Source organism: Microbacterium sp. GQ128 (assembly GCF_059758615.1).
The window spans coordinates 514083-533008 of sequence record NZ_JCAXDY010000002.1 but is presented as its reverse complement, the minus strand read 5'-3'; the positions used below and the strand labels follow the sequence as shown (position 1 = coordinate 533008).

The following is an 18926-nucleotide window of genomic DNA, read 5'->3' as shown; positions in this document are numbered from 1 at the left end:
TTCTTTCGGATGGTTCTGAGGTGTCGCTGCTCAGCCCTTGACTGCGCCTTGTGTGACGCCCTCCATGACGAAGCGCTGCGTGAACAGGTACGCCAGGATCGCCGGGGCCATCGCCATCAGGTACGAGGCGAAGGACACGTTGTAGTTGTTGCTGAACTGGTTCTGGAACAGGTTCTGCCGCACGGGCAGGGTCTGCATCGCCGGATCGGAGATGATCAGCGACGGCATCATGAAGTCGTTCCAGGCGTAGAGGAAGGCGAAGATGCCCACCGTCGCACTCATCGGAGCGAGCAGCGGGAAGATCAGCCTCCAGAACGTCTGCCACGTGGTGGCTCCGTCGATGCGGGCGCTCTCCTCGAGCTCGATCGGGATCGAGCGCAGGAACGCGGTGAACAGCAGCACGCTGAAACTGAGCTGGAACATCGTCGCCAGGATGATCACACCGAGCGGATTGTCGAGCCCGACACGTCCGGTGAGCTGGATCTGCGGCAGGGCGACGACGGGGAACGGGATGAACATCGCCGCGAGCAGGTAGAAGAACGAGTAGCGGAACAGGCGCCGGTCCCAGTTGCGCACGATCGCGTACGACGCGAAGGCCGCGAGCACGATCGTCGCGACCACGGTCCCGGCGGTGACCAGCAGGGAGATGCCCGCTCCGACCGGGAACTTCGTGAGGTTCCAGGCCTCCACGAAGCCGTCGATGCTGAACGGCGCGGGAAGCGAGAACGCATTGCCGTCGACCGCCTGCCCCGTCGTCTTGAAGGCCATCGAGATCGTGACGTACAGCGGCAGCAGCACCGTGACGGCGCACAGGATGAGGATGATCGTGCCCGACCAGTTCACGCGCTCCATGCGGGTGCGCGGCTTCCTGCCGGAGGCGGTCTGGGTGGTGATCGTCTGCGTCGACATCAGAGGGCGTTCCTTCCGCGCGTCAGCGACAGCTGGAGGAGGGAGATGAGCACGGCGACGATGAAGAAGATGGTCGCGTTGGCCATCTGGTAGGCGTAGTCGCCGCCGTTGAAGCCCGCGATGATCGTCATCGCGACGCTGCGGGTGGAAGTGCCGGGGCCGCCGTTGGTGAGACCGACGATGATGTCGTAGGCGTTGAGGAAGCCCTTGAACCCGAGGATCACGTTGATCACGACGTAGCCCGCGACCAGCGGAATCGTGATGCGGGTCAGCTGCTGCGTCCTGCTGGCACCGTCGATGCTGGCCGCCTCGTAGACCTCGCCGGGCACCGACAGCAGTCCCGCGATGTAGATGAGCAGGGTGCCGGGCACCGCCTGCCAGGCGGTGACGATCACGATGGCTACCCAGGCCAGGTCGGGGTTGGCGAGCAGGCTCGTCTCCAGCCACGGGATGCCCGCCGCCGCGCCCGCCGCGGGGATCGAGTTCGAGAAGAGGAAGTTGAAGACGTACGCGATGATGATGCCCGAGATCACCATCGGGATCACGAAGATCGTGCGCAGCCCCGTCTTGAAGCGGATGCGGGAGGTGAGGCCGACCGCGAGCAGGAACGCGATCACGTTGACCACGATGACCGTGGCGATCGAGAAGCCGAACGTGAACAGGTAGCTCTGCAGGATCGCCGGATCGCTGAACAGGGCGATGTAGTTCGTGAAGCCGTTGAAGCTCCACGCGCCGATGCCGATCGAGTCGGTGAAGCTGAAGAAGATGCCGATGACACCCGGGACCGTGATCGCGAGGGTGAAGATCACGAGGGTCGGCAGCAGGAACAGGTAGTAGATGGGCTCGACCCGGCGGCTGCGCCGACGGAGCGTGCGTGCGCCACCGCCGGTGACGATCGCGGTCGTGTCGGTCGGGGCCGTCGTGGTGGTCATGGCGCGGACTCCTCTGTCTCGCCGGGTGCGGAAGCGTCGCCGGACGAGGTTTCGCCGGTCGACGGGATGGGGGCGCGGAAGGCGATGCGCGCCCAGTCCGCGTCCATGGTGCGAAGGATGCCAGCCGGGGAGGCCCCGAGCACCATCGCCTGTGCGTAGTTGAAGATCGGGAGGGTCTTGGGCACCAGCACAGAGGGCCCCTGATAGATCCGCCCCTCCTCGTAGTAGGGGATCATCCCCTCGATTCGAGGGTCTTCCGGAGCCGGAGCATCCTTCGTCGGGGTGAAGCCGAGCTGCGAGGCGTTGTACTCCTCGATGTGCTCGGGCAGGTACAGGTACTCGAGGAAGTCGCGGGCGGCCTCCTGGTGCTGCGACTCCTCCGGGATCATCACGGCGAGGTCCATGTTGACCCGCACCTCGAGGTCGGCGGGGTCGTCGGTCATCGGGAGCGGGAAGGTGCCGAGAGCGAGGTCGGGCGCGGTCTTCGCGATCTCGCTGAACGCCCACGGCCCCTGCAGGTACATGGCCGCCTCGCCCTTCCCGAAGGCCAGGTTCCCATCGCCGTACGCGCGGCTCGCGGCATCCGCGTTCGTGTAGTCGTTCGCGAGCTGCAGCATCCGGTCCATGGGCTCGGCGAAGTCCTTCTCGAACGAGACCTCGGAATCCGGGCCGACCGCGGTGCCCTCCTCGGCGAGCGCGTCGAAGAACTCGATGACGTCGACCGAGCCTCCCGCCGTGTAGTCGTACCAGCCCTGACCGACTGTCCAGTCGTCCTTGAAGGTGCCGTAGAACGGGTCGATGCCCGCGGCTTTCAGCTGGTCGCAGACGGCGAGCAGCTCATCCCAGGTCTGCGGGATCTCGAGGCCCTGCTCTTCGAAGATGTCTTTGTTGTAGATGACGGACGCGGCCATCACCGAGTAGGGCAGGGCGCTCTGCCGCCCCTCGCACGAGCCGTACTGGTCCATGAGTGGCTGCAGGTCGTCGCGGATGCTCGCCGCCGCATCGGTCTCGGAGAGGTCGGTGAGTGCGCAGCGCTGCACGAACCTCGCGACCTCGTAGTTGTAGTTCGCCAGCATGATGTCGGGCGGGTTGCCGCGCACGAAGCTGGCGGAGACGACGTCGACGCCCGAAGTGTCGATCTCGACCTTCACGTCGCTCTGCGAGGAGTTGTAGTCGGCGACGAGGGCGGTCATGAACTCGATCGCCTCGCGCTTGCTGAAGGTGAAGCGGATGGTCTCCGCCCCCGAGTCGGCGGAGCAGCCCGCGAGGGCGGTGCCGATCAGCGTCGCGCCGAGGGCTGCGGCTACGAGCCGCGTCGCGCGTGTTCGTTCAACAGACACCGTCGTCCTTTCGATGGGGTAGATCCGCAAAGTAAATCTAGTGAGCGAATTTACTCTGATGAACGGTACTCTCTCATTCGGGCGACAGGAAGGCAAGGGGCGTGACAGAAGTCTCCGCGGGACTCGGCACCGGGCGCGCGAGCGTCGGCGCCATCCTCGGCTTCGCGTGGGATGCCGGCGAGTTCACCGCCACCGACGTCATGGCGAGCACCTCGCTGACCCGCTCGACCGCGATCGACGCGATCGACACCCTGGTCGGCGCGGAGGTTCTCCGTGAGCTTCCGAACGCCCGCGTCGCCGGAAGCTACCGCTCGGGGCGACCCGCCCGCCGGTTCGCGCTGTCCCCCGACCTCGGCGTCGTGGTCGGCATCGACGCCGGCGACACCCACATCGCGGTCACCGTGGCCGATCCGCTCGACCGGACCCTCGTTCATCACCGCGTCGCGGCCGACCAGACGCAGTCCGCGGCCGCACGGCGCGCGCTGATCGTCGAATCCCTCGGCGCCGCACTCGACGAGGCGGGAGTCGCCCGCGACCGCGTGCTGGCCGTGTGCGTGGGTGTCGCGGCACCCGTCGATCGTGACGGCATCTCACCCCCGCACCCCGACGGCTTCTGGGAGCGCACCAACCCCGGCCTCGCCGAGGCGCTGGGCGCATGGGCACCCGTCGTCGAGATCAAGAACGATGCACAGCTCGCCGCTGTCGCCGAGGGAGCACTCGGCGCGGCCATCGGATGCCGGGACTACGTCGCCCTGCTCTCGAGCGAGCGCTACGGCGGCGGGGTCGTCGTCGACGGGCACGTGCTCCACGGGGCCCACGGCGGCGTGGGCGAGGGCGTCGTGTTCGACCACATCGTCGGAGTCGGCTCCGCCAACGGACTGCCGTACTCCCTGCAGGAGGCGGCGCGAGCGGCTGTGGCCTCCGGCGCAGTTCCGGCCGACGGCGCGCTCGGCCGCCTGGTGGATGCGGAGCGCATCGACCCGCGCCTCGTGCTGACTCTCGCCGCGTCCGGTGACCCCGACGCCCTGCTCGTCGCCGAACGCGTGGGCGCAGTGGTCGCTCGTATCGTCGGCGTGCTCGGCAGCATGTACGACCCGGCACGCGTGGTCGTGTGCGGTGCGGTGGCCGAGAGCATCGAGCCCGTGCTCGCTGCCGCCCGACGCATCCTCCCGGAAGAGCTGCACCTCCCCGCGCCCGAGATCCTCGCCTCGACGCTCGGCGCCGAGGTCGTCTCGGTCGGCGCGGTCGCCACCGCGCGGCGCGCCGCCCGCGAACGCACCGTGCCGCTCCTCGCCGAGCAACGCCTGCGCGCGACCGCGTAGCGCAGGGTCAGTCCGCGGCACCTCGTCCCGCACAACGCGAAGGAGATCTCGCGTTGTGAAGGAGCATCCTTGGGATGGGGTCCTTCAGAACGCGAGATCTCCTTCGTTCCGGATGCTGCGACGGGCGCGACGCCTCGCCTCACTCGACCAGCAGCGCAGGCTCCTCGAGCACGGATGCCACGTCGGCGATGAAGCGGCTCATGCCGTCGCCGTCGATCACGCGGTGGTCGAAGGATCCGGCGACCGTGGTCACCCAGCGCGGACGCACCTCGCCGTCGACGACCCACGGCTTCTGGCTGATGGTGCCCATCGCCACGATGCCGGCCTCGCCGGGGTTGATGATCGGGGTGCCGGCATCCATCCCGAACACGCCGATGTTCGTGATCGTGATCGTGCCGCCCTGCTGATCGGCCGGCGGCGTCTTGCCCTCGCGCGCCGTGAGTGTCAGACGGTTCAGCGCCCGCGCCAGGTCCTTCATGCTCAGGTCCTGCGCGTCCTTGATGTTCGGCACGAGCAGGCCGCGCGGGGTGGCGGCGGCGATCCCGAGGTTCACGTAGTGGCGCACGGCGATCTCGGCGCCGGCGTCCGTCTCGATCCAGGCCGCGTTCACCATCGGCGTGCGACGGGCCGCCCAGATCACGGCCCTGGCCACGATGAGCAGCGGCGACACCTTGATGTCGGCGTAGTCGGGCGAGGCCTTGAGTCGCTTCACGAGCTCCATCGTGCGGCTGGCGTCGACCTCCTTCCACACCGTCACGTGCGGGGCCGAGTACGCGCTCTGCACCATGGCCGAGGACGTGGCCTTGCGCACGCCCTTCACCGGGATGGACTCGGTGCGGTCGTCACCGGCGGCGGAGGGACGCGTCGCGGTGAGACCGCGCGCGAGTCCGGCCGGAGCGGCCTGCGGCGCGGGCACGGTCTCCTCGCGGACATCGCCCCACTCGGGCGTCTCGATGTTGCGGAAGACGCTGGCCTGGGATGCGTGCTTGACGACGTCGTCGCGGGTGACCTCGCCGTCGGCGCCGGTCGCGGCGACCGCGGTGAGGTCGACGCCGAGGTCACGGGCGAGCTTGCGGATCGGCGGCTTGGCGATCACGCCCACCGAGGAGCGGACCGGGCGTTCGGCCGGACGCTTGCGGCGCGAGGTCGCACCGCCGCCCGTGCCGTACCCGACGAGCACCGAGCCGCCGCCCTCTTCCGGCGCGGGGGCCTCGGCCGTGGTGACGACCCCGGGCCCTGCATCGTCACGAGCATCGGTCACGAAGGTGATGATCGGCGACCCGACCTCGACCGTCGCGCCCTCCTCGGCGAGCAGCTCGCCGACGACGCCCGCGTGCGGCGACGGCAGCTCGACGAGCGACTTGGCCGTCTCGATCTCGCAGATGACGTCGTTGATCGCGACCGTGTCACCGGGGGCGACCTTCCAGGCGACGATCTCCGCCTCGGTCAGGCCCTCCCCGACGTCGGGGAGGTTGAAGTTCTGCGTGCTCATGACGAGTCCTTTCGGCCGAGCGGGGATGTCAGTAGGCCAGGGAACGGTCGACGGCTTCGAGGATGCGGTCGGCATCCGGGAGATATGCGCCCTCGAGCTTCGCCGGCGGGAACGGGGTGTCGTAGCCGGAGACGCGCAGCACCGGAGCCTCGAGCGCGTAGAACGCGCGCTCCATGACGGTGGCCGCGATCTCGCCGCCGATGCTCCCGAAGCCCTGGGCCTCCTGCGCGTAGACCATGCGTCCGGTCTTGCGGATGGAGTCGAGGATGGGCTCGTAGTCGACCGGAGAGAGGGAGCGCACGTCGACGACCTCGCAGCTCGTGCCCTCGGCCTCGGCGAGCGCGGCCGCCTGCAGCAGCGTGGTGACCATGGCCCCGTGCCCGACGAGGGTCACGTCGCTCCCGGTGCGGACGACGCGGGAGGAGTGCAGCGGGACGGCGGAGGCGTCGAGCTCGACCTCGCCCTTCTGCCAGTAGCGGCTCTTCGGCTCCATGAAGATCACGGGGTCGTTCGAGGCGATCGCCTCTTGGATCATCCAGTAGGCGTCGTTGGGCGTCGACGGCGAGACCACGCGCAGGCCGGGAGTGTGCGCGAAGTACGCCTCCGGGCTCTCCTGGTGATGCTCGACCGCCCCGATGTGCCCGCCGTACGGGATGCGGATCACGATCGGCATGCTGAGCGCGCCCTCGTGCCGGTTGGTGAGCTTCGCGAGCTGCGTGGTGATCTGGTCGAACGCCGGGAACACGAAACCGTCGAACTGGATCTCGATGACCGGGCGGTATCCGACCATCGCCATGCCGATCGCGGTGCCGACGATCCCGGACTCGGCGAGCGGGGTGTCGAGCACCCGGCGGTCGCCGAAGTCCCGCTGCAGGTGCTCGGTCACGCGGAAGACGCCGCCGAGCTTGCCGATGTCCTCGCCCATGAGCAGGACCTTCGGGTCGTTCTCCATCGCCTTGCGCATGCCCGCGTTCAGGGCCTTGCTGAGCGGCATCGTCTCGAGGGTCATCGGGCTTCTCCTTCGAAAGACGCCTCGTACTGCGCGTGCCAGGCCTTCTGCTGGTCGATCAGCGGATGCGGTTCGCTGTACACGTGGTCGAACATCTTGTCGGCGCTGGGCGGTCCGAGCTCGACGCTGCGGGCGCGAAGGTCCTCCGCGGCATCCGCCGCCTCGGCCTCGACGTCGGCGAACAGCTGCTCCGATGCTCCACGCCCCTCGAGGAAGGCGCGCATCCGGACGATCGGATCGCGGCCGGCCCAGTACTGCTCCTCGTCGCTGCCGCGGTACTTCGTCGGGTCGTCGCTCGTGGTGTGCGCGCCGAGTCGGTAGGTCACGGCCTCGATCGCCTGCGGGCCCTTGCCGCTGCGCGCCTCGTCGAGCGCGACCCGGGAGACGGCGTAGCTGGCGAGCACGTCGTTGCCGTCGACCCGGACGCTCGGGATGCCGTAGCCGGCGCTGCGCTGCACGAGCGGGACGCGCGACTGCGTGGACACCGGCACCGAGATCGCCCAGTGGTTGTTCTGGAGGAAGAAGACGGTCGGCGCCTGGTAGCTCGCGGCGAAGACCATCGCCTCGTGCACGTCGCCCTGGCTGGACGCGCCGTCGCCGTAGTAGACGATCACGGCCTCGTCGCGGTCCGCATCACCGGTGCCCGTGCGACCGTCGAACGCGAGCCCCATCCCGTAGCCGGCGGCGTGCAGCACCTGCGATCCGAGCACGAGCGTGTAGAGACGCGTGTTGCCGTTCTTGGGGTCGGTCGGGTCCCATCCGCCGTGCGAGACGCCGCGCATCAGCTTGATGATGTCGACCGGGTCGACGCCGCGGATGCGGGTCACCGCGTGCTCGCGGTACGAGGGGAAGATCGTGTCCTGCGCGCGAGCGGCACGACCGGAGCCGACCTGCGCGGCCTCCTGTCCACGGCTCGGCGGCCACAGGGCGAGCTGCCCCTGCCGCTGCAGGTTCGTGGCCTGGGTGTCGATCGCGCGGATGACGACCATGTCGCGGTAGAACTGCTCGAGCTCCGCATCGCCGATCGCCTCGATCAGGGGAAGATATCGCTCGGCGGCGGCGGACGGCGCGAACCGTCCGGTCTCATCCAGAACGCTCACAAGGGGGGTCTCGGGGGTGGTCACGCTCTCACGCTACCCGCGTCGGCATGCCCGGTCACGCATACCTAGGGGCCCCTTGTAACTGCCCGGAAGCCGGAGAAAACCGCGGAAAGCCGCGGCGAGCGCGGATCAGCGAACCGAGGCGGCGACCTCGAGCACGCGGTCGAGGGAGGCTTCCTCGCCGACGGAGATGCGGATGCCGTCGCCCGAGAACGGACGCACGATGAGGTCGTTCCCGACGAAGGCAGCAGCCACCTCGTCGGTGCGCTCGCCGGTCGGCAGCCACACGAAGTTCGACTGGGAGTCCGGGACGTCCCAGCCCTGCGCGCGAAGCCCCTCCACCAGACGGCCGCGCCGCTCGACGATGACGGCCACCCGCTCGAGGAGTTCGGGCTCGGCGTCGAGGCTCGCGATGGCGGCGTTCTCGGCGGCGGACGTGACCGAGAGCGGGATGCCCGTGGTGCGCGCGGCATCCAGGACCTTCTCGTGGCCGATCGCGTACCCGACTCGGAGGCCGGCGAGACCGTAGGCCTTCGAGAAGGTGCGCAGCACCACCACGTTCGGGTGCTGCTCGAACACGCGCTCGGCGAGGCCGTCGATGGCATCCGGCGCCGTCACGAACTCGGCGTACGCCTCGTCCAGGATGATCAGGATGTCGCTCGGGACGCGCTCGACGAAGGCAGCGAACTCCGCCGAGGTGATGATCGGCCCGGTCGGGTTGTTCGGGGTGCAGAGGATGATCGCGCGGGTGCGCTCGGTGACGGCATCCGCCATCGCGTCGAGGTCGTGGCGGGAATCGGCGGTGAGCGGTACTTGCACCCCGGTCGCGCCGGCGACGAGCGGCAGGCTCGGGTATGCCTCGAAGGAGCGCCAGGCGTAGATGACCTCATCGCCGACGGACGCGGTCGCGAGGATCAGCTGGTGCAGGATCGAGACGCTGCCGGAGGCGACGTGCACCTGCTCGGGGTCGACGCCGTAGCGCGCACCGAGGCGCTCGCGCAGACGGCCGGCGGTGGCGTCGGGGTAGCGGTTGATCGGCGTGGTGCTCTGCAGAGCTTCGAGCACCGACGGCAGCGGGTCGAACGGGTTCTCGTTGCTGGAGAGCTTGAACGCGTCGGGTCCTGCCTGCTTGCCTTGCCGGTACGGCGCGAGGGCGGCGATGGCGGGTCGGATACGGGGCAGGATCGGCTCGGTCACGGGTCGAGTCTACGAGGGGGGCGGAGGCGGGGATGGCCCTGTTCACGCGACATCGGCGGTGGTACCATTTTGGTATGGCGATGACGGTACGGCTTCCGGCAGAACTCGATGCACAGCTCGAGGCGATCGCGCGTGCGCGGCACATGTCGAAGCACGCGGTGATCATCGAGGCGGCGACGCGGTTCGCGAATGACACGAGCCGCTCGGCTCTAGTGGATTCCGCCGTTGACTTCGTGCTCGACAATGACAAAGCCCTGCTCGAGCGCCTCGAAGACGCATGACCGAGTACCTCACCCTGGAAGACGGTCTCCAGATCGTCGAAAGGCTCGGATTTCACGTTCGGGATGCAGGCCTGCTCGCTTCGGCCCTCGCGAGACCCGCGGCTTCACTGTTCGGCGACGACGCCTACGAAACGATCGATCGAAAGGCCGCAGCACTCCTCGAATCTCTCGCACGCAACCACCCGCTGTTCGACGGCAACAAGCGGACAGCGTGGACGAGCTTCGTGGCGTTTCTGTGGATCAACGGATGGAAGCACCGCTTCACGACAGATGACGCATTCGATCTGGTCATCAGCATCGCCTCCGGCACGATCGATCTCGACGAGTCGGAGCAGCGCATCCGCGCGAACCGAATTCCCGTGAGCGACACCGCAGGCTGACACCTCCCGGCGTCCGTGCGACACTGGTCGGACTATGCGCTTCATCATCCGTGTCGTCGTCAACGCGTTCGCCATCTGGGTCGTCACACTGATCCCCGCCCTCCAGGTCACGATCAGGGCGTTCCCGCCCGGCGAGACCCTGCAGGTCGTCCTGACGCTGCTGGCGGTGGCCGCGATCTTCGCCATCGTCAACACGATCATCGGCACGGTCGTGAAGATCGTCGCGTTCCCGCTCTACATCATCACGTTCGGCCTGATCGGATTCCTGATCAACGGGTTCCTGCTGTGGCTGACCGCCTGGATCACGAGCGGCTTCGGCTGGGGTCTCACGGTCGGCGACTTCTGGTGGGGCGTGCTCGCTGCGCTCATCATCTCGGTGATCAACGGCATCTTCGGCTTCATCCTCCGCCCGCAGAAGAATCGCTCGCGCCGCGACTGAGCCCGGCGACTACGCCTCGACGTCGAGTCGGAGCGGACTGATCTCGGCGAGGAACTCGAAGTCCCTGTCAGCGTGCAGGAGCGGGATGTCGCGGCGTATCGCGACGGCGGCGATCAGGCAGTCGACCATGCTGCGGATAGGGCGCCCGTTCGCCGCCGAGGCTCGGTAGAGCTCTGCCGCATCTCGGAAGTCGGTGACCGCGCGCAGCGGCGCGAGCGGCAGCCCGTTCGCGAGCGCCTCCACCCTCGCGAGCTCCGGCGGTCGCCGCGCCCCGGCAAGCAGTTCCATGATCACCGGCTCGGTGATCGCGATGTCCGCGCCCGCGCCGATCAGGGCGTCGAGTCGCTCGACGACCGGCACGTCGAGGCCACGAAGGTAGGCGATCCACGCGGAGGAATCGACGAGGATCACGCGTCGCCCCACGGGGACGGCGGATCGTCGCGCATCGCGTCGAGGTCTCCGCTCCATCCCGTGCCTTTCAGCCCGAGGAGGAAGTCCTTCGTCAGGGGCACGCCGACCAGCCTGCGGAGCGCGAGATCGACCGCCTCCTTCTTGGTGGAGAGGTCGTATCTGCGCATGACCTCACGGACGAGATCGTCGTCGATGTCGATGTTCGTGCGAGCCATACACGCACGATACACCTCCGATACACCACCACCCAGGGTCATGGCTCGCGCACCCGCTCGGCATGGAACTCGGTGCGTTCGATCTCGACGGCATCGCCGAGCTCCCGCCAGTAGGCGTCCAGGGCCTCGGCACGCGGATCGGAGGAGGCGTCCACCAGCTGCGCGGTCTCGATGTAGGCCTCGAGCGCGTGCGGCTGCAGCGACAGGTCGTACAGGCCGTCCTGCGGGTCGACCTCCCGTGACGCGGTGAAGCTGTCGGGCGATCCGGTTCCCTCGGCCGATCCTCCCGCGGCGAGCCTGGCGACGACGTCGTCCGAGTGCGAGAGCTGGATGAGAGTCTGGCCGTCGTCGAGCGACGACTCCTGCGGGCTCCCCGCGGTCAGCTGCATCGCCACGTCGTAGTCGCTCTCCATCGCGAGGTGCGCCGCGATCATCCCGCCCTGCGAGTACCCGACCACATCCACCCGATCTCCGGGCTCTGCGCCCGCGGCGGCCAGGGCGTCGACGGTCGCCTGATACGACGCCGACCGCTGCCCCTGATAGAGCTCCAGGTTCGACTTCATGTCCCACGGATCCTCCTCGCCGGCCTTCCACGGCACGGAGTTCTGCGTGCCTTTGACGTAGGTCACATACCGGGTCGCGCCGTCGGCCATCGTGTACTTCTCGACCGCCACCTGCGCACTCGTCGACGGCATGCGCGTGAGCGCGCCGGCCACTCCCTTGGGCGCACCGGCCGGGGTCGACCTGGCGGTGGGCGTCACGCGCACGGGGTCGGCCACCCCCTTCAGGACGGTCCCGGCGGGCACCTTCCCGAGCAAGGAGGTGATGCCGGCGAACCCGCCGGCCAGGAGCAGCGACGGCAGCATCCCGAAGACTCCCATCGGCTCGGGCAGACCTCCGTGGCGGCGCCCCACCCAGTCGGCCACCAGCCAATCGGCCATCACTCCGACGCGCGCGTCGCCGTCGATGAGCCGATCGATTCGCGCCTGGATCGTCTTCGCAGCTGCATCGTCCGCGAGAGCGAGGGCGTCGGCCTGCGCGCGGAGCTCCACCACCTCGAACGCGTCCGCCATCAGGAGCGTGCCCGCACAGGCGTCCTCCAGCTCCGCCCGCAGCACGCCGACGCCTTCCCCGGTGCGATGCAACGCGCCGATATCGACCTGCGGGGCGACCTCGGTTTCAGTGGCCAGCAGCGCGCCGGCGCGGACGATCGCGGCCCGAGCCTCCTCGCACTGCATCGCCACCGCCCGCATCCGGCGCCCGACATCGCGCAGCTGCTCGGTGTCGACGGCGATCACCCCGCCGTGCTCGATCTCCACCCCGCTCATTCCGCTCCTCCGGCGTTCAGCTCCCACTGACGCACCTGAAGATGCCCGATCTCGGCGCCGCAGTCTTCGCGCAGTCGCGCCAGCCGCTCATGCAGGGCGCGGAACCCCTCGGACTGCCAATCCGACGCATCGACGAGCGACACCAGCACGGCTCCGACGTCTTCGAGTTCCGAGATCGCCGTGCCGATCTCGGAACTGGTCAGCATCCAGACCCAGCTGGCGTCGGAGGCGATGGCGTGATTGTGCGCGAGGGAGTACATGCGCTCAGCCTCGGCGTTCGGCGGGACCGCGACCGGCCGGATTCCCGCGGTCGGTGGAGAGAGGAAAGCCGGATTTCAGTGTGCAGAGGAAGCGCGCCTGACCACTTCCGCTGTGCACGATCGGCGGAGGCGGGCAGAATGTATGTGTGACATCCCCGGATCCCTTCCGCGTGATCTTCGTCTGCACGGGGAACATCTGCCGCTCTCCCATGGCCGAGGTCGTCTTCCGCGACCTCGCGGAGCGGCAGGGACTCGGCTCTCGCATCGTCTCGCGCAGCGCCGGCACCGGCGACTGGCATCTGGGCGAGCGCGCCGACGACCGCACGATCGACTCCCTCGCCCGGCGCGGCTACGACGGCTCGCGGCATCGGGCCCGCCAGTTCACCGCCGCGGCCTTCGCCGACAACGACCTCGTGGTCGCCCTCGACCGCACCCACGAGCGCATCCTGCGGGAGTGGGCGCACGACGAGGACGAGGAGGGCAAGGTCACGCTCCTCTTGGCGTTCGATCCGAACGCCTCCACGCACGACGTCCCCGACCCGTACTACGCGGGGGCGGCGATGTTCGATTCGGTGCTCGGTATGATTGAGGCCGCGACTCAGGGCCTGTTCCGCCAGCTCGAACCTGCTCTTCGTCTCCCCCGCTCGCCCCGAACCTTCGGGGCCCCATCAGGAGGACTCCCCTGACTTTCCAGCCTTCGCTCCCGCCGCAGCCCCTGAGCCCCCTCGACGGTCGCTACCGCGGCGCCGTCACCGGTCTCGCCGACTTCCTCTCCGAGGCAGGGCTCAACCGCGCACGGGTCGAGGTCGAGGTGGAGTGGCTGATCGCCCTCACCGACCGCTCGCTGTTCGAGACGAGCCCCCTGTCGGATGCCGACAAGGAGCGCCTGCGTGCGCTGTACCGCGACTTCGGGCAGGACGAGATCGACTGGCTCGCCGAGAAGGAAGCCGTCACCCAGCACGATGTGAAGGCCATCGAATACCTCGTGCGCGATCGGCTCTCGACGCTCGGGCTCGACGGCATCGCCGAACTCACGCACTTCGCCGCCACCAGCGAGGACATCAACTCCGCCTCCTACGCGCTCACCGTGAAGCGCGCCGTGGAGGAGGTCTGGCTGCCGGCCCTCGACACCGTCATCGCGAAGCTGCGCGAACTCGCGGTCGAGCACGCCGACGCCGCGATGCTCTCCCGCACGCACGGCCAGCCCGCGACGCCCTCGACCATGGGCAAGGAGCTCGCGGTCTTCGCCTGGCGCCTGGAGCGCGTGCGCGGCCAGATCTCCGCATCCGACTACCTCGCGAAGTTCTCGGGCGCGACCGGTACCTGGTCGGCGCACCTCGCCGCCGACCCGGATGCCGACTGGCCGACCATCGCCCGCGAGTACATCGAAGGCCTCGGACTCGGCTTCAACATCCTCACCACCCAGATCGAGTCGCACGACTGGCAGGTCGAGCTCTACGACCGCGTGCGTCACGCCGGCGGCATCCTGCACAACCTCGCGACCGACATCTGGACCTACATCTCGCTCGGCTACTTCGCGCAGATCCCGGTCGCCGGCGCCACCGGTTCGTCGACGATGCCGCACAAGATCAACCCGATCCGCTTCGAGAACGCCGAGGCCAACCTCGAGATCTCGGGCGCCCTGCTCGCCTCGCTCGGTCAGACCCTCGTCACCAGCCGCCTGCAGCGCGACCTCACCGACTCGACCACGCAGCGCAACATCGGCGTGGCGTTCGGGCACTCGCTGCTCGCGCTCGACAACCTGCGCCGCGGCCTGAACGCCATCTCGCTCTCGCGTGACGTGCTGCTGGCCGACCTCGACGTGAACTGGGAGGTTCTCGCCGAGGCGATCCAGACCGTGATCCGGGCCGAGGTCGTCGCCGGTCGGTCCACGATCACCGACCCGTACGCGCTGCTCAAGGAGCTCACGCGCGGTCACCGGGTGGGCGCCGCAGACCTCGCGGAGTTCGTGCAGGGTCTCGAGATCGGCGATGCCGCCAAGCAGCGCCTCCTCGCGCTGACCCCCGCCACGTACACCGGTATCGCCGAGCGCCTCGCCCGCTAGCCCCGCTCTCCCCCTCCCTCTCCCGCATCGCACAGGGCCGCCGAGCGCACGGGTTGTTGCCGAGCGGACGGCGTATTCACGCGAACTCCCCGTGCGCTCGACACGAACCCGTACACTCGGCGACCGCGGCATGGGACGGGCGCGGGATGGGCAGGATGAGCAGGGGCTAGGGCGCGGGCTCTCCGGAGTGGTCCTCGACCTTGTCCCTCGGCATGAACGCGGCGGCGAGCAGGGTGAGCAGGGCGGTCACGGCGACCGCGACGAACACCCAGACCGACGCGTGGATGATCGTGTCCGGATCGTCTGGCCCGGCGCCCTGGGCGATGGCCGCGTTCGAGATCGCCCCGAACACCGCGACTCCCACGGCGCTGCCCGCTGACCGCGCGAACGCGTTCATGCCGGTCACGGCTCCGCGCTCGCCCCAGCCCACCGAGGACTGGGCCGCGATCAGGGTCGGCGCGGCGCTCCACCCCAGTCCGAACCCGAGGACGAACGCGATGAGCGACAGCACCCAGGGGTTCGGCCACGACGACACCGACGCGAGGACGATCGCGGCGACCGAGGCGATGCTCATCCCGATCAGAGTGGTGCGGCGGAACCCGATGCGCAGATACAGGCGTCCGACGTTGGCTGCGGCGATCGGCCACCCGAGCGTCAACGCCGCGACCGCGAGGCCCGACAGCAGCGGCGCGATGCCCAGTGAGCCCTCGAGGTAGGCGGGCGCGAAGCTCGTGACGCCGATCATGAGCGCCCCCACCCCGAGCGAGACGAGGGTCGTGGTCAGGATCAGCGGTCTGGCCGCGAGGCGGAGGTCGACGATGGGCTCGGCGACGCGGCGCTCGACCATCGCGAACAGCGTGAGCGCCACGATGCCGATCCCGAAGCACAGCGCGCTCTGCACGGAGATCCACGCCCAGGCGTTGCCGCCCTCCAGCATCCCGAGGATCAGACCGGTCAACCCGACGGTGAGCAGCACGGCTCCCGCGTAGTCGATCCGGTGGCGCTCGGTCTGCCTCTGCTCCTTGTACTTGAGCTGCAGCATCCAGGCCGCGATCAGGCACAGCGGGATGTTGACCCAGAAGATCCAGCGCCACGCGTCGAGCTGCGCGAAGACACCGCCGAGCGCCGGTCCGACGACGGACGAGATCGCCCACACGCTCGCGATGTAACCCTGCACCTTGGCGCGCTCGGCGACCGTGTAGATGTCACCGACGATCGTCATGGCCATCGGTGCGACCGCGCCCGCGCCGAGACCCTGGATGATGCGGAACACGATCAGCGCGGGCATGCTCCACGCGAAGCCGCAGAGGATCGACCCGAGCAGGAACAGCGCGATGCCGAGCAGGATGATCGGTTTGCGGCCGACCGTGTCGGCGAACCGCGAGTAGATGGGGACGCTCACGGCCTGCGCCAGCAGATACACCGAGAAGAGCCACGGGAATTGCTGATAGCTGCCGAGATCGCGGACGACGCTGGGTACCGCGGTCGCGAGGATCGTGGCGTCGATCGCGATCAGCCCGGTCGCGAGCATCAGCGCACCGAGGATGGGCCCTCGCGGCGACCGGAGTCCGATGGAGGCGCGGTCGACGGAGGCAGTCACTTCAGGGACAAGCCCCGTGGCGCCGGGACTATTCCGGACTCAGCCGAACGGAACCAGGACGAACCTCCCCCAGGCGACGAACGCGAAGGCCAGGAGGAAGGTCACGTCGCCGACCATGTACCCCCACTCACTCCGTCGGAATCGCGTCGTGGCCGCTCCGGACATCAGCAGCATGAGACCGCATGCCGCGAGCGGCGACAGGAACGGGGCCACACCGACGAGAGGCGGGACGACCAGACCGATGACGCCGATCAGCTTGATCGTGCCGATCACCTTGATCTTCCCCGCGCTGAAATCGTCTACCCAGTGCTGGCTCGGGCCGAGAGAGCGGTACCGTTCCTTCGGGAGCAGCAGCTGTCCGGCCGCACCGCTCGCGAAGGCGACTGCCAGCACCCCGGTGATGATCGACAATGCGATGTTCACGATCGCGTCCTTTCGTCGTTACGTTTGCCCGGGCGGGCTCGTCACAGTGATGACGGATGGACGAGCACGGAGGTAACAGCGATGGACACGGACTCCCTCACCGCGGGATTCGAGGAGAACCGGCCGCGGATGCTGGCACTGGCGACCCGCATGCTCTCCTCACGCGCCGACGCCGAGGACGCCGTTCAGGAGGCGTGGCTCCGCCTGGACCGTCAGACGGAGCACATCGACAACCTCGGCGGGTGGCTCACCCGAGTCGTGGGCCGGATCTGCATCGACATCCTGCGCAGCCGCTCGGCGCGCTCCGAGTCCGCGCTAGAGGTCTGGGAGACCGAACTCGTCGTCACCGAAGACGACGACGGCCCGGAGGATGCCGCGGTCGTCGCCGACGCGCTCGGCCTCGCCCTGGTGGTCGTGCTCGAGTCGCTGCGACCCGACGAGCGGCTCGCCTTCGTGCTGCACGACCTGTTCGCGGTGCCGTTCGCCGAGGTGGGGTCGATCGTCGGATGCTCGACGGATGCCGCGAAGATGCTCGCGAGTCGCGCGCGCCGCAAGGTGCAGGGGGTCCCGCTGCCCAACGGCGGTCGACAGCAGCGCCGCGACGTGGTCGATGCATTCCTCGCGGCCGCACGCGGCGGCGACTTCGATGCCCTGCTCCGCGTGCTCGACCCGGAGATGACCTGGCACGTGCACATGCCACGCGGACGATCCATCCAGGTCGGCGCGAACGAGGTGCTCCGTGCCGTACGCCGGGGCGACCCCGCCCGCGTCGAAGCCCGCCGAGTCAGTGTGAACGGCGAGCCCGGCATCCTCGCCTGGGGCCCGAGCGGTCGGCCGATCGCACTGATGTCCTGCACGATCGTCTACGGAAGGATGGTCGATGTCGTGTCGATCCTCGATCCGGCGCGCCTCGCCGACCTGGATCTGCCCGCCCGCTGAGTCGCTGCGACCGCCCGTCAGGCCTGATGCGGCGGAGTTCTCACGAAGACGAGGTGCGGCCGGGCTCGTCGCCCTCCGCCTCGCCCTCGGGCTCCGGGTCGTACAGCACCGGACGGTCGATGGTCTTGGTGACGTCGGCGGGGTCGACCGCGAGGATCAGCATCGCCAGGATCAGCAGCGTGACGATGAACGCCCCTCCGCCGACGACGAGCCCCAGCGCGACGGGAGTCAGACCGTCGTAGGTGCCGTTCGCGATCGCCGTGTTCACACGCGAGGTGAAAGCGCCGGTGGAGACGAGCGTGACCACCATGGCGAAGACGCCGCAGCCCAGCGCGATCAGCAGCAGGTGCAGCGGGCGCAGGATGTCCCGACGGGTGGGCTTCTCGTCGCTCATCGCTCTCCTCCGTGCTCCGCGGGGGCGGCACTGTCATTCGATTCGGTGGCCGTGGCGGCGGCATCCACCCGCTTCGGGGTGAGTCCGGCGATGCCGAGGAAGACCGCGACGATCGCCGCGTAGCCGCCGAGCATGCCGACGCCGAGGATGATGCCGGACAGCACGAACGTGCCGGCCTTGTCGATCGTGTACTCCTGGAGGAAGTCGGCCGGGATCAGCAGCAAGACGATTCCCAGCAGGACGCCCAGCGCGCCCACCGTGATCGCGTCGCGTGACAGCGGATCAGCGGTACGACGCGAGCGGATGCCGGCGAGGATCTCGATGCCGCCGCTCACGATCGCCCAGGAGGACACGACGATGAAGAACAGGTCGTCGGATCGCCAGGCCGGGATGCCGCTCACACCGCCGGCGACGATGCCGAGCGCGGCGAGCAGGATGTACGACCAGCGCGAACCCGCCGGGAGCACCAGCCACGCCGCGAGCAGTTGGACGAGAGCAGTGGTGAAGACGAAGCCGCTGAAGACCGAGAGGCCGACGGGGGCGGAGTGGTCCGATGAGAACGTGATCATCAGTGCGGCGACGGCGGCGAACAGCGCGCGCAGCAATTGCACGTGGCGCATGGTGAATGCGCGAGCAGGGGCAGACATGACGGTCCAGAGTCCTCCGGGGTGTTCCTCCCAGTCTACGCGGGGGCGCGCAGCCGCGACGCCGACGGGCGTGCCGAGGGGGATTCGTGAAGCCCGGCGGATCTCCCCAGATCGACTGCCGGGCTTCACGACGTACGCAGCACGGGGGCATCACTGCGTCAGGCCGGTCTCGCAGGGTCGGGCACCCTGCCTGCGATGACGACCAAGTGACCCCACATGCCCACCCGGTCCCCTGAGGTGTGC

The 18926-nt window shown here is 68.8% G+C and carries 22 protein-coding genes; 7 read left to right on the top strand and 15 right to left on the bottom strand.

What is annotated here, in order from left to right; translation table 11 throughout:
• Positions 1–30: 30 nt before the first annotated feature.
• Genes AC6CHX_RS08590 through AC6CHX_RS08580 form a run of 3 tightly spaced genes read right to left on the bottom strand, consistent with a single transcriptional unit; the run spans position 31 to position 3181 of the window.
• Positions 31–909 (bottom strand): carbohydrate ABC transporter permease, encoded by an 879-nt coding sequence (locus AC6CHX_RS08590; protein WP_498272458.1) that lies wholly within the window; start codon positions 907–909, stop codon positions 31–33.
• Positions 909–1841: a carbohydrate ABC transporter permease gene (locus AC6CHX_RS08585; protein WP_205820304.1), complete on the bottom strand. Its 933-nt coding sequence runs from the start codon at positions 1839–1841 to the stop codon at positions 909–911. The genes AC6CHX_RS08590 and AC6CHX_RS08585 overlap by 1 nt, the downstream gene beginning before the upstream one ends.
• Positions 1838–3181 (bottom strand): ABC transporter substrate-binding protein, encoded by a 1344-nt coding sequence (locus tag AC6CHX_RS08580; protein WP_498272457.1) that lies wholly within the window; start codon positions 3179–3181, stop codon positions 1838–1840. The genes AC6CHX_RS08585 and AC6CHX_RS08580 overlap by 4 nt, the downstream gene beginning before the upstream one ends.
• 101 nt (positions 3182–3282) lie before the next feature.
• Here AC6CHX_RS08580 and AC6CHX_RS08575 point away from each other — a divergent pair, with 101 nt between their 5' ends.
• Positions 3283–4503, top strand: a complete 1221-nt coding sequence (locus AC6CHX_RS08575) for an ROK family protein (RefSeq protein ID WP_498272456.1) — start codon at positions 3283–3285, stop codon at positions 4501–4503.
• 139 nt (positions 4504–4642) lie between these two features.
• Here AC6CHX_RS08575 and AC6CHX_RS08570 read toward each other — a convergent pair whose 3' ends face one another.
• From AC6CHX_RS08570 to AC6CHX_RS08555, 4 genes are all read right to left on the bottom strand, one after another.
• Positions 4643–5995, bottom strand: coding sequence for a dihydrolipoamide acetyltransferase family protein (locus AC6CHX_RS08570; RefSeq protein ID WP_452326357.1), 1353 nt, complete (start codon positions 5993–5995; stop codon positions 4643–4645).
• A gap of 28 nt (positions 5996–6023) precedes the next feature.
• Positions 6024–7004, bottom strand: a complete 981-nt coding sequence (locus tag AC6CHX_RS08565) for an alpha-ketoacid dehydrogenase subunit beta (protein ID WP_498272455.1) — start codon at positions 7002–7004, stop codon at positions 6024–6026.
• Positions 7001–8128: a thiamine pyrophosphate-dependent dehydrogenase E1 component subunit alpha gene (locus AC6CHX_RS08560; RefSeq protein ID WP_498272454.1), complete on the bottom strand. Its 1128-nt coding sequence runs from the start codon at positions 8126–8128 to the stop codon at positions 7001–7003. Before AC6CHX_RS08560 ends, AC6CHX_RS08565 begins: the two co-directional genes overlap by 4 nt.
• A gap of 105 nt (positions 8129–8233) precedes the next feature.
• Positions 8234–9301 (bottom strand): histidinol-phosphate transaminase, encoded by a 1068-nt coding sequence (locus AC6CHX_RS08555; RefSeq protein WP_498272453.1) that lies wholly within the window; start codon positions 9299–9301, stop codon positions 8234–8236.
• Positions 9302–9333: 32 nt separating this feature from the next.
• On the opposite strand from AC6CHX_RS08555, the gene AC6CHX_RS08550 reads away from it, so the two are divergent.
• Genes AC6CHX_RS08550 through AC6CHX_RS08540 form a run of 3 tightly spaced genes read left to right on the top strand, consistent with a single transcriptional unit; the run spans position 9334 to position 10401 of the window.
• Positions 9334–9582: a ribbon-helix-helix protein, CopG family gene (locus tag AC6CHX_RS08550; RefSeq protein ID WP_498272452.1), complete on the top strand. Its 249-nt coding sequence runs from the start codon at positions 9334–9336 to the stop codon at positions 9580–9582.
• Positions 9579–9962 (top strand): type II toxin-antitoxin system death-on-curing family toxin, encoded by a 384-nt coding sequence (locus tag AC6CHX_RS08545; protein WP_498272451.1) that lies wholly within the window; start codon positions 9579–9581, stop codon positions 9960–9962. The genes AC6CHX_RS08550 and AC6CHX_RS08545 overlap by 4 nt, the downstream gene beginning before the upstream one ends.
• 34 nt (positions 9963–9996) lie before the next feature.
• Positions 9997–10401: a phage holin family protein gene (locus AC6CHX_RS08540; protein ID WP_136041909.1), complete on the top strand. Its 405-nt coding sequence runs from the start codon at positions 9997–9999 to the stop codon at positions 10399–10401.
• A gap of 9 nt (positions 10402–10410) precedes the next feature.
• On the opposite strand, the gene vapC is transcribed toward AC6CHX_RS08540, so the two are convergent.
• The 4 genes from vapC to AC6CHX_RS08520 are packed head-to-tail and all read right to left on the bottom strand — an operon-like array spanning position 10411 to position 12615.
• Positions 10411–10812 carry a type II toxin-antitoxin system VapC family toxin gene (gene vapC, locus AC6CHX_RS08535; protein WP_498272450.1) on the bottom strand — a complete coding sequence of 134 codons (402 nt, stop codon included), beginning with the start codon at positions 10810–10812 and terminating at the stop codon, positions 10411–10413.
• Positions 10809–11027, bottom strand: coding sequence for a type II toxin-antitoxin system VapB family antitoxin (locus tag AC6CHX_RS08530; protein ID WP_136041907.1), 219 nt, complete (start codon positions 11025–11027; stop codon positions 10809–10811). Before AC6CHX_RS08530 ends, vapC begins: the two co-directional genes overlap by 4 nt.
• A 38-nt stretch (positions 11028–11065) precedes the next feature.
• Complete coding sequence (locus AC6CHX_RS08525; RefSeq protein WP_498272449.1) at positions 11066–12355, bottom strand: hypothetical protein; 1290 nt, start codon at positions 12353–12355, stop codon at positions 11066–11068.
• Positions 12352–12615: a hypothetical protein gene (locus tag AC6CHX_RS08520; protein WP_498272448.1), complete on the bottom strand. Its 264-nt coding sequence runs from the start codon at positions 12613–12615 to the stop codon at positions 12352–12354. Before AC6CHX_RS08520 ends, AC6CHX_RS08525 begins: the two co-directional genes overlap by 4 nt.
• A gap of 209 nt (positions 12616–12824) precedes the next feature.
• Here AC6CHX_RS08520 and AC6CHX_RS08515 point away from each other — a divergent pair, with 209 nt between their 5' ends.
• Positions 12825–13301: a low molecular weight protein-tyrosine-phosphatase gene (locus tag AC6CHX_RS08515; protein WP_498272732.1), complete on the top strand. Its 477-nt coding sequence runs from the start codon at positions 12825–12827 to the stop codon at positions 13299–13301.
• The gene (gene purB, locus AC6CHX_RS08510; RefSeq protein ID WP_498272731.1) at positions 13298–14680 is read left to right on the top strand and encodes an adenylosuccinate lyase; all 1383 of its coding nucleotides are present in this window, start codon (positions 13298–13300) and stop codon (positions 14678–14680) included. The genes AC6CHX_RS08515 and purB overlap by 4 nt, the downstream gene beginning before the upstream one ends.
• 166 nt (positions 14681–14846) lie before the next feature.
• On the opposite strand, the gene AC6CHX_RS08505 is transcribed toward purB, so the two are convergent.
• Entirely contained in the window at positions 14847–16280 is a 1434-nt protein-coding gene (locus AC6CHX_RS08505) for an MDR family MFS transporter (protein ID WP_498272447.1), read from the bottom strand.
• Between the two features lie 39 nt (positions 16281–16319).
• Positions 16320–16703, bottom strand: a complete 384-nt coding sequence (locus AC6CHX_RS08500; RefSeq protein ID WP_498272446.1) for a DoxX family protein — start codon at positions 16701–16703, stop codon at positions 16320–16322.
• A gap of 81 nt (positions 16704–16784) precedes the next feature.
• Between AC6CHX_RS08500 and AC6CHX_RS08495 the strand changes: the two genes are divergently transcribed.
• Positions 16785–17642 carry a sigma-70 family RNA polymerase sigma factor gene (locus tag AC6CHX_RS08495; RefSeq protein WP_498272445.1) on the top strand — a complete coding sequence of 286 codons (858 nt, stop codon included), beginning with the start codon at positions 16785–16787 and terminating at the stop codon, positions 17640–17642.
• 40 nt (positions 17643–17682) lie between these two features.
• Here AC6CHX_RS08495 and AC6CHX_RS08490 read toward each other — a convergent pair whose 3' ends face one another.
• Both AC6CHX_RS08490 and AC6CHX_RS08485 read right to left on the bottom strand, forming a co-directional pair.
• The gene (locus tag AC6CHX_RS08490) at positions 17683–18036 is read right to left on the bottom strand and encodes a hypothetical protein (RefSeq protein ID WP_498272444.1); all 354 of its coding nucleotides are present in this window, start codon (positions 18034–18036) and stop codon (positions 17683–17685) included.
• The gene (locus AC6CHX_RS08485; RefSeq protein ID WP_498272443.1) at positions 18033–18683 is read right to left on the bottom strand and encodes an acyl-CoA synthetase; all 651 of its coding nucleotides are present in this window, start codon (positions 18681–18683) and stop codon (positions 18033–18035) included. Before AC6CHX_RS08485 ends, AC6CHX_RS08490 begins: the two co-directional genes overlap by 4 nt.
• Between the last annotated feature and the right edge of the window lie 243 nt (positions 18684–18926).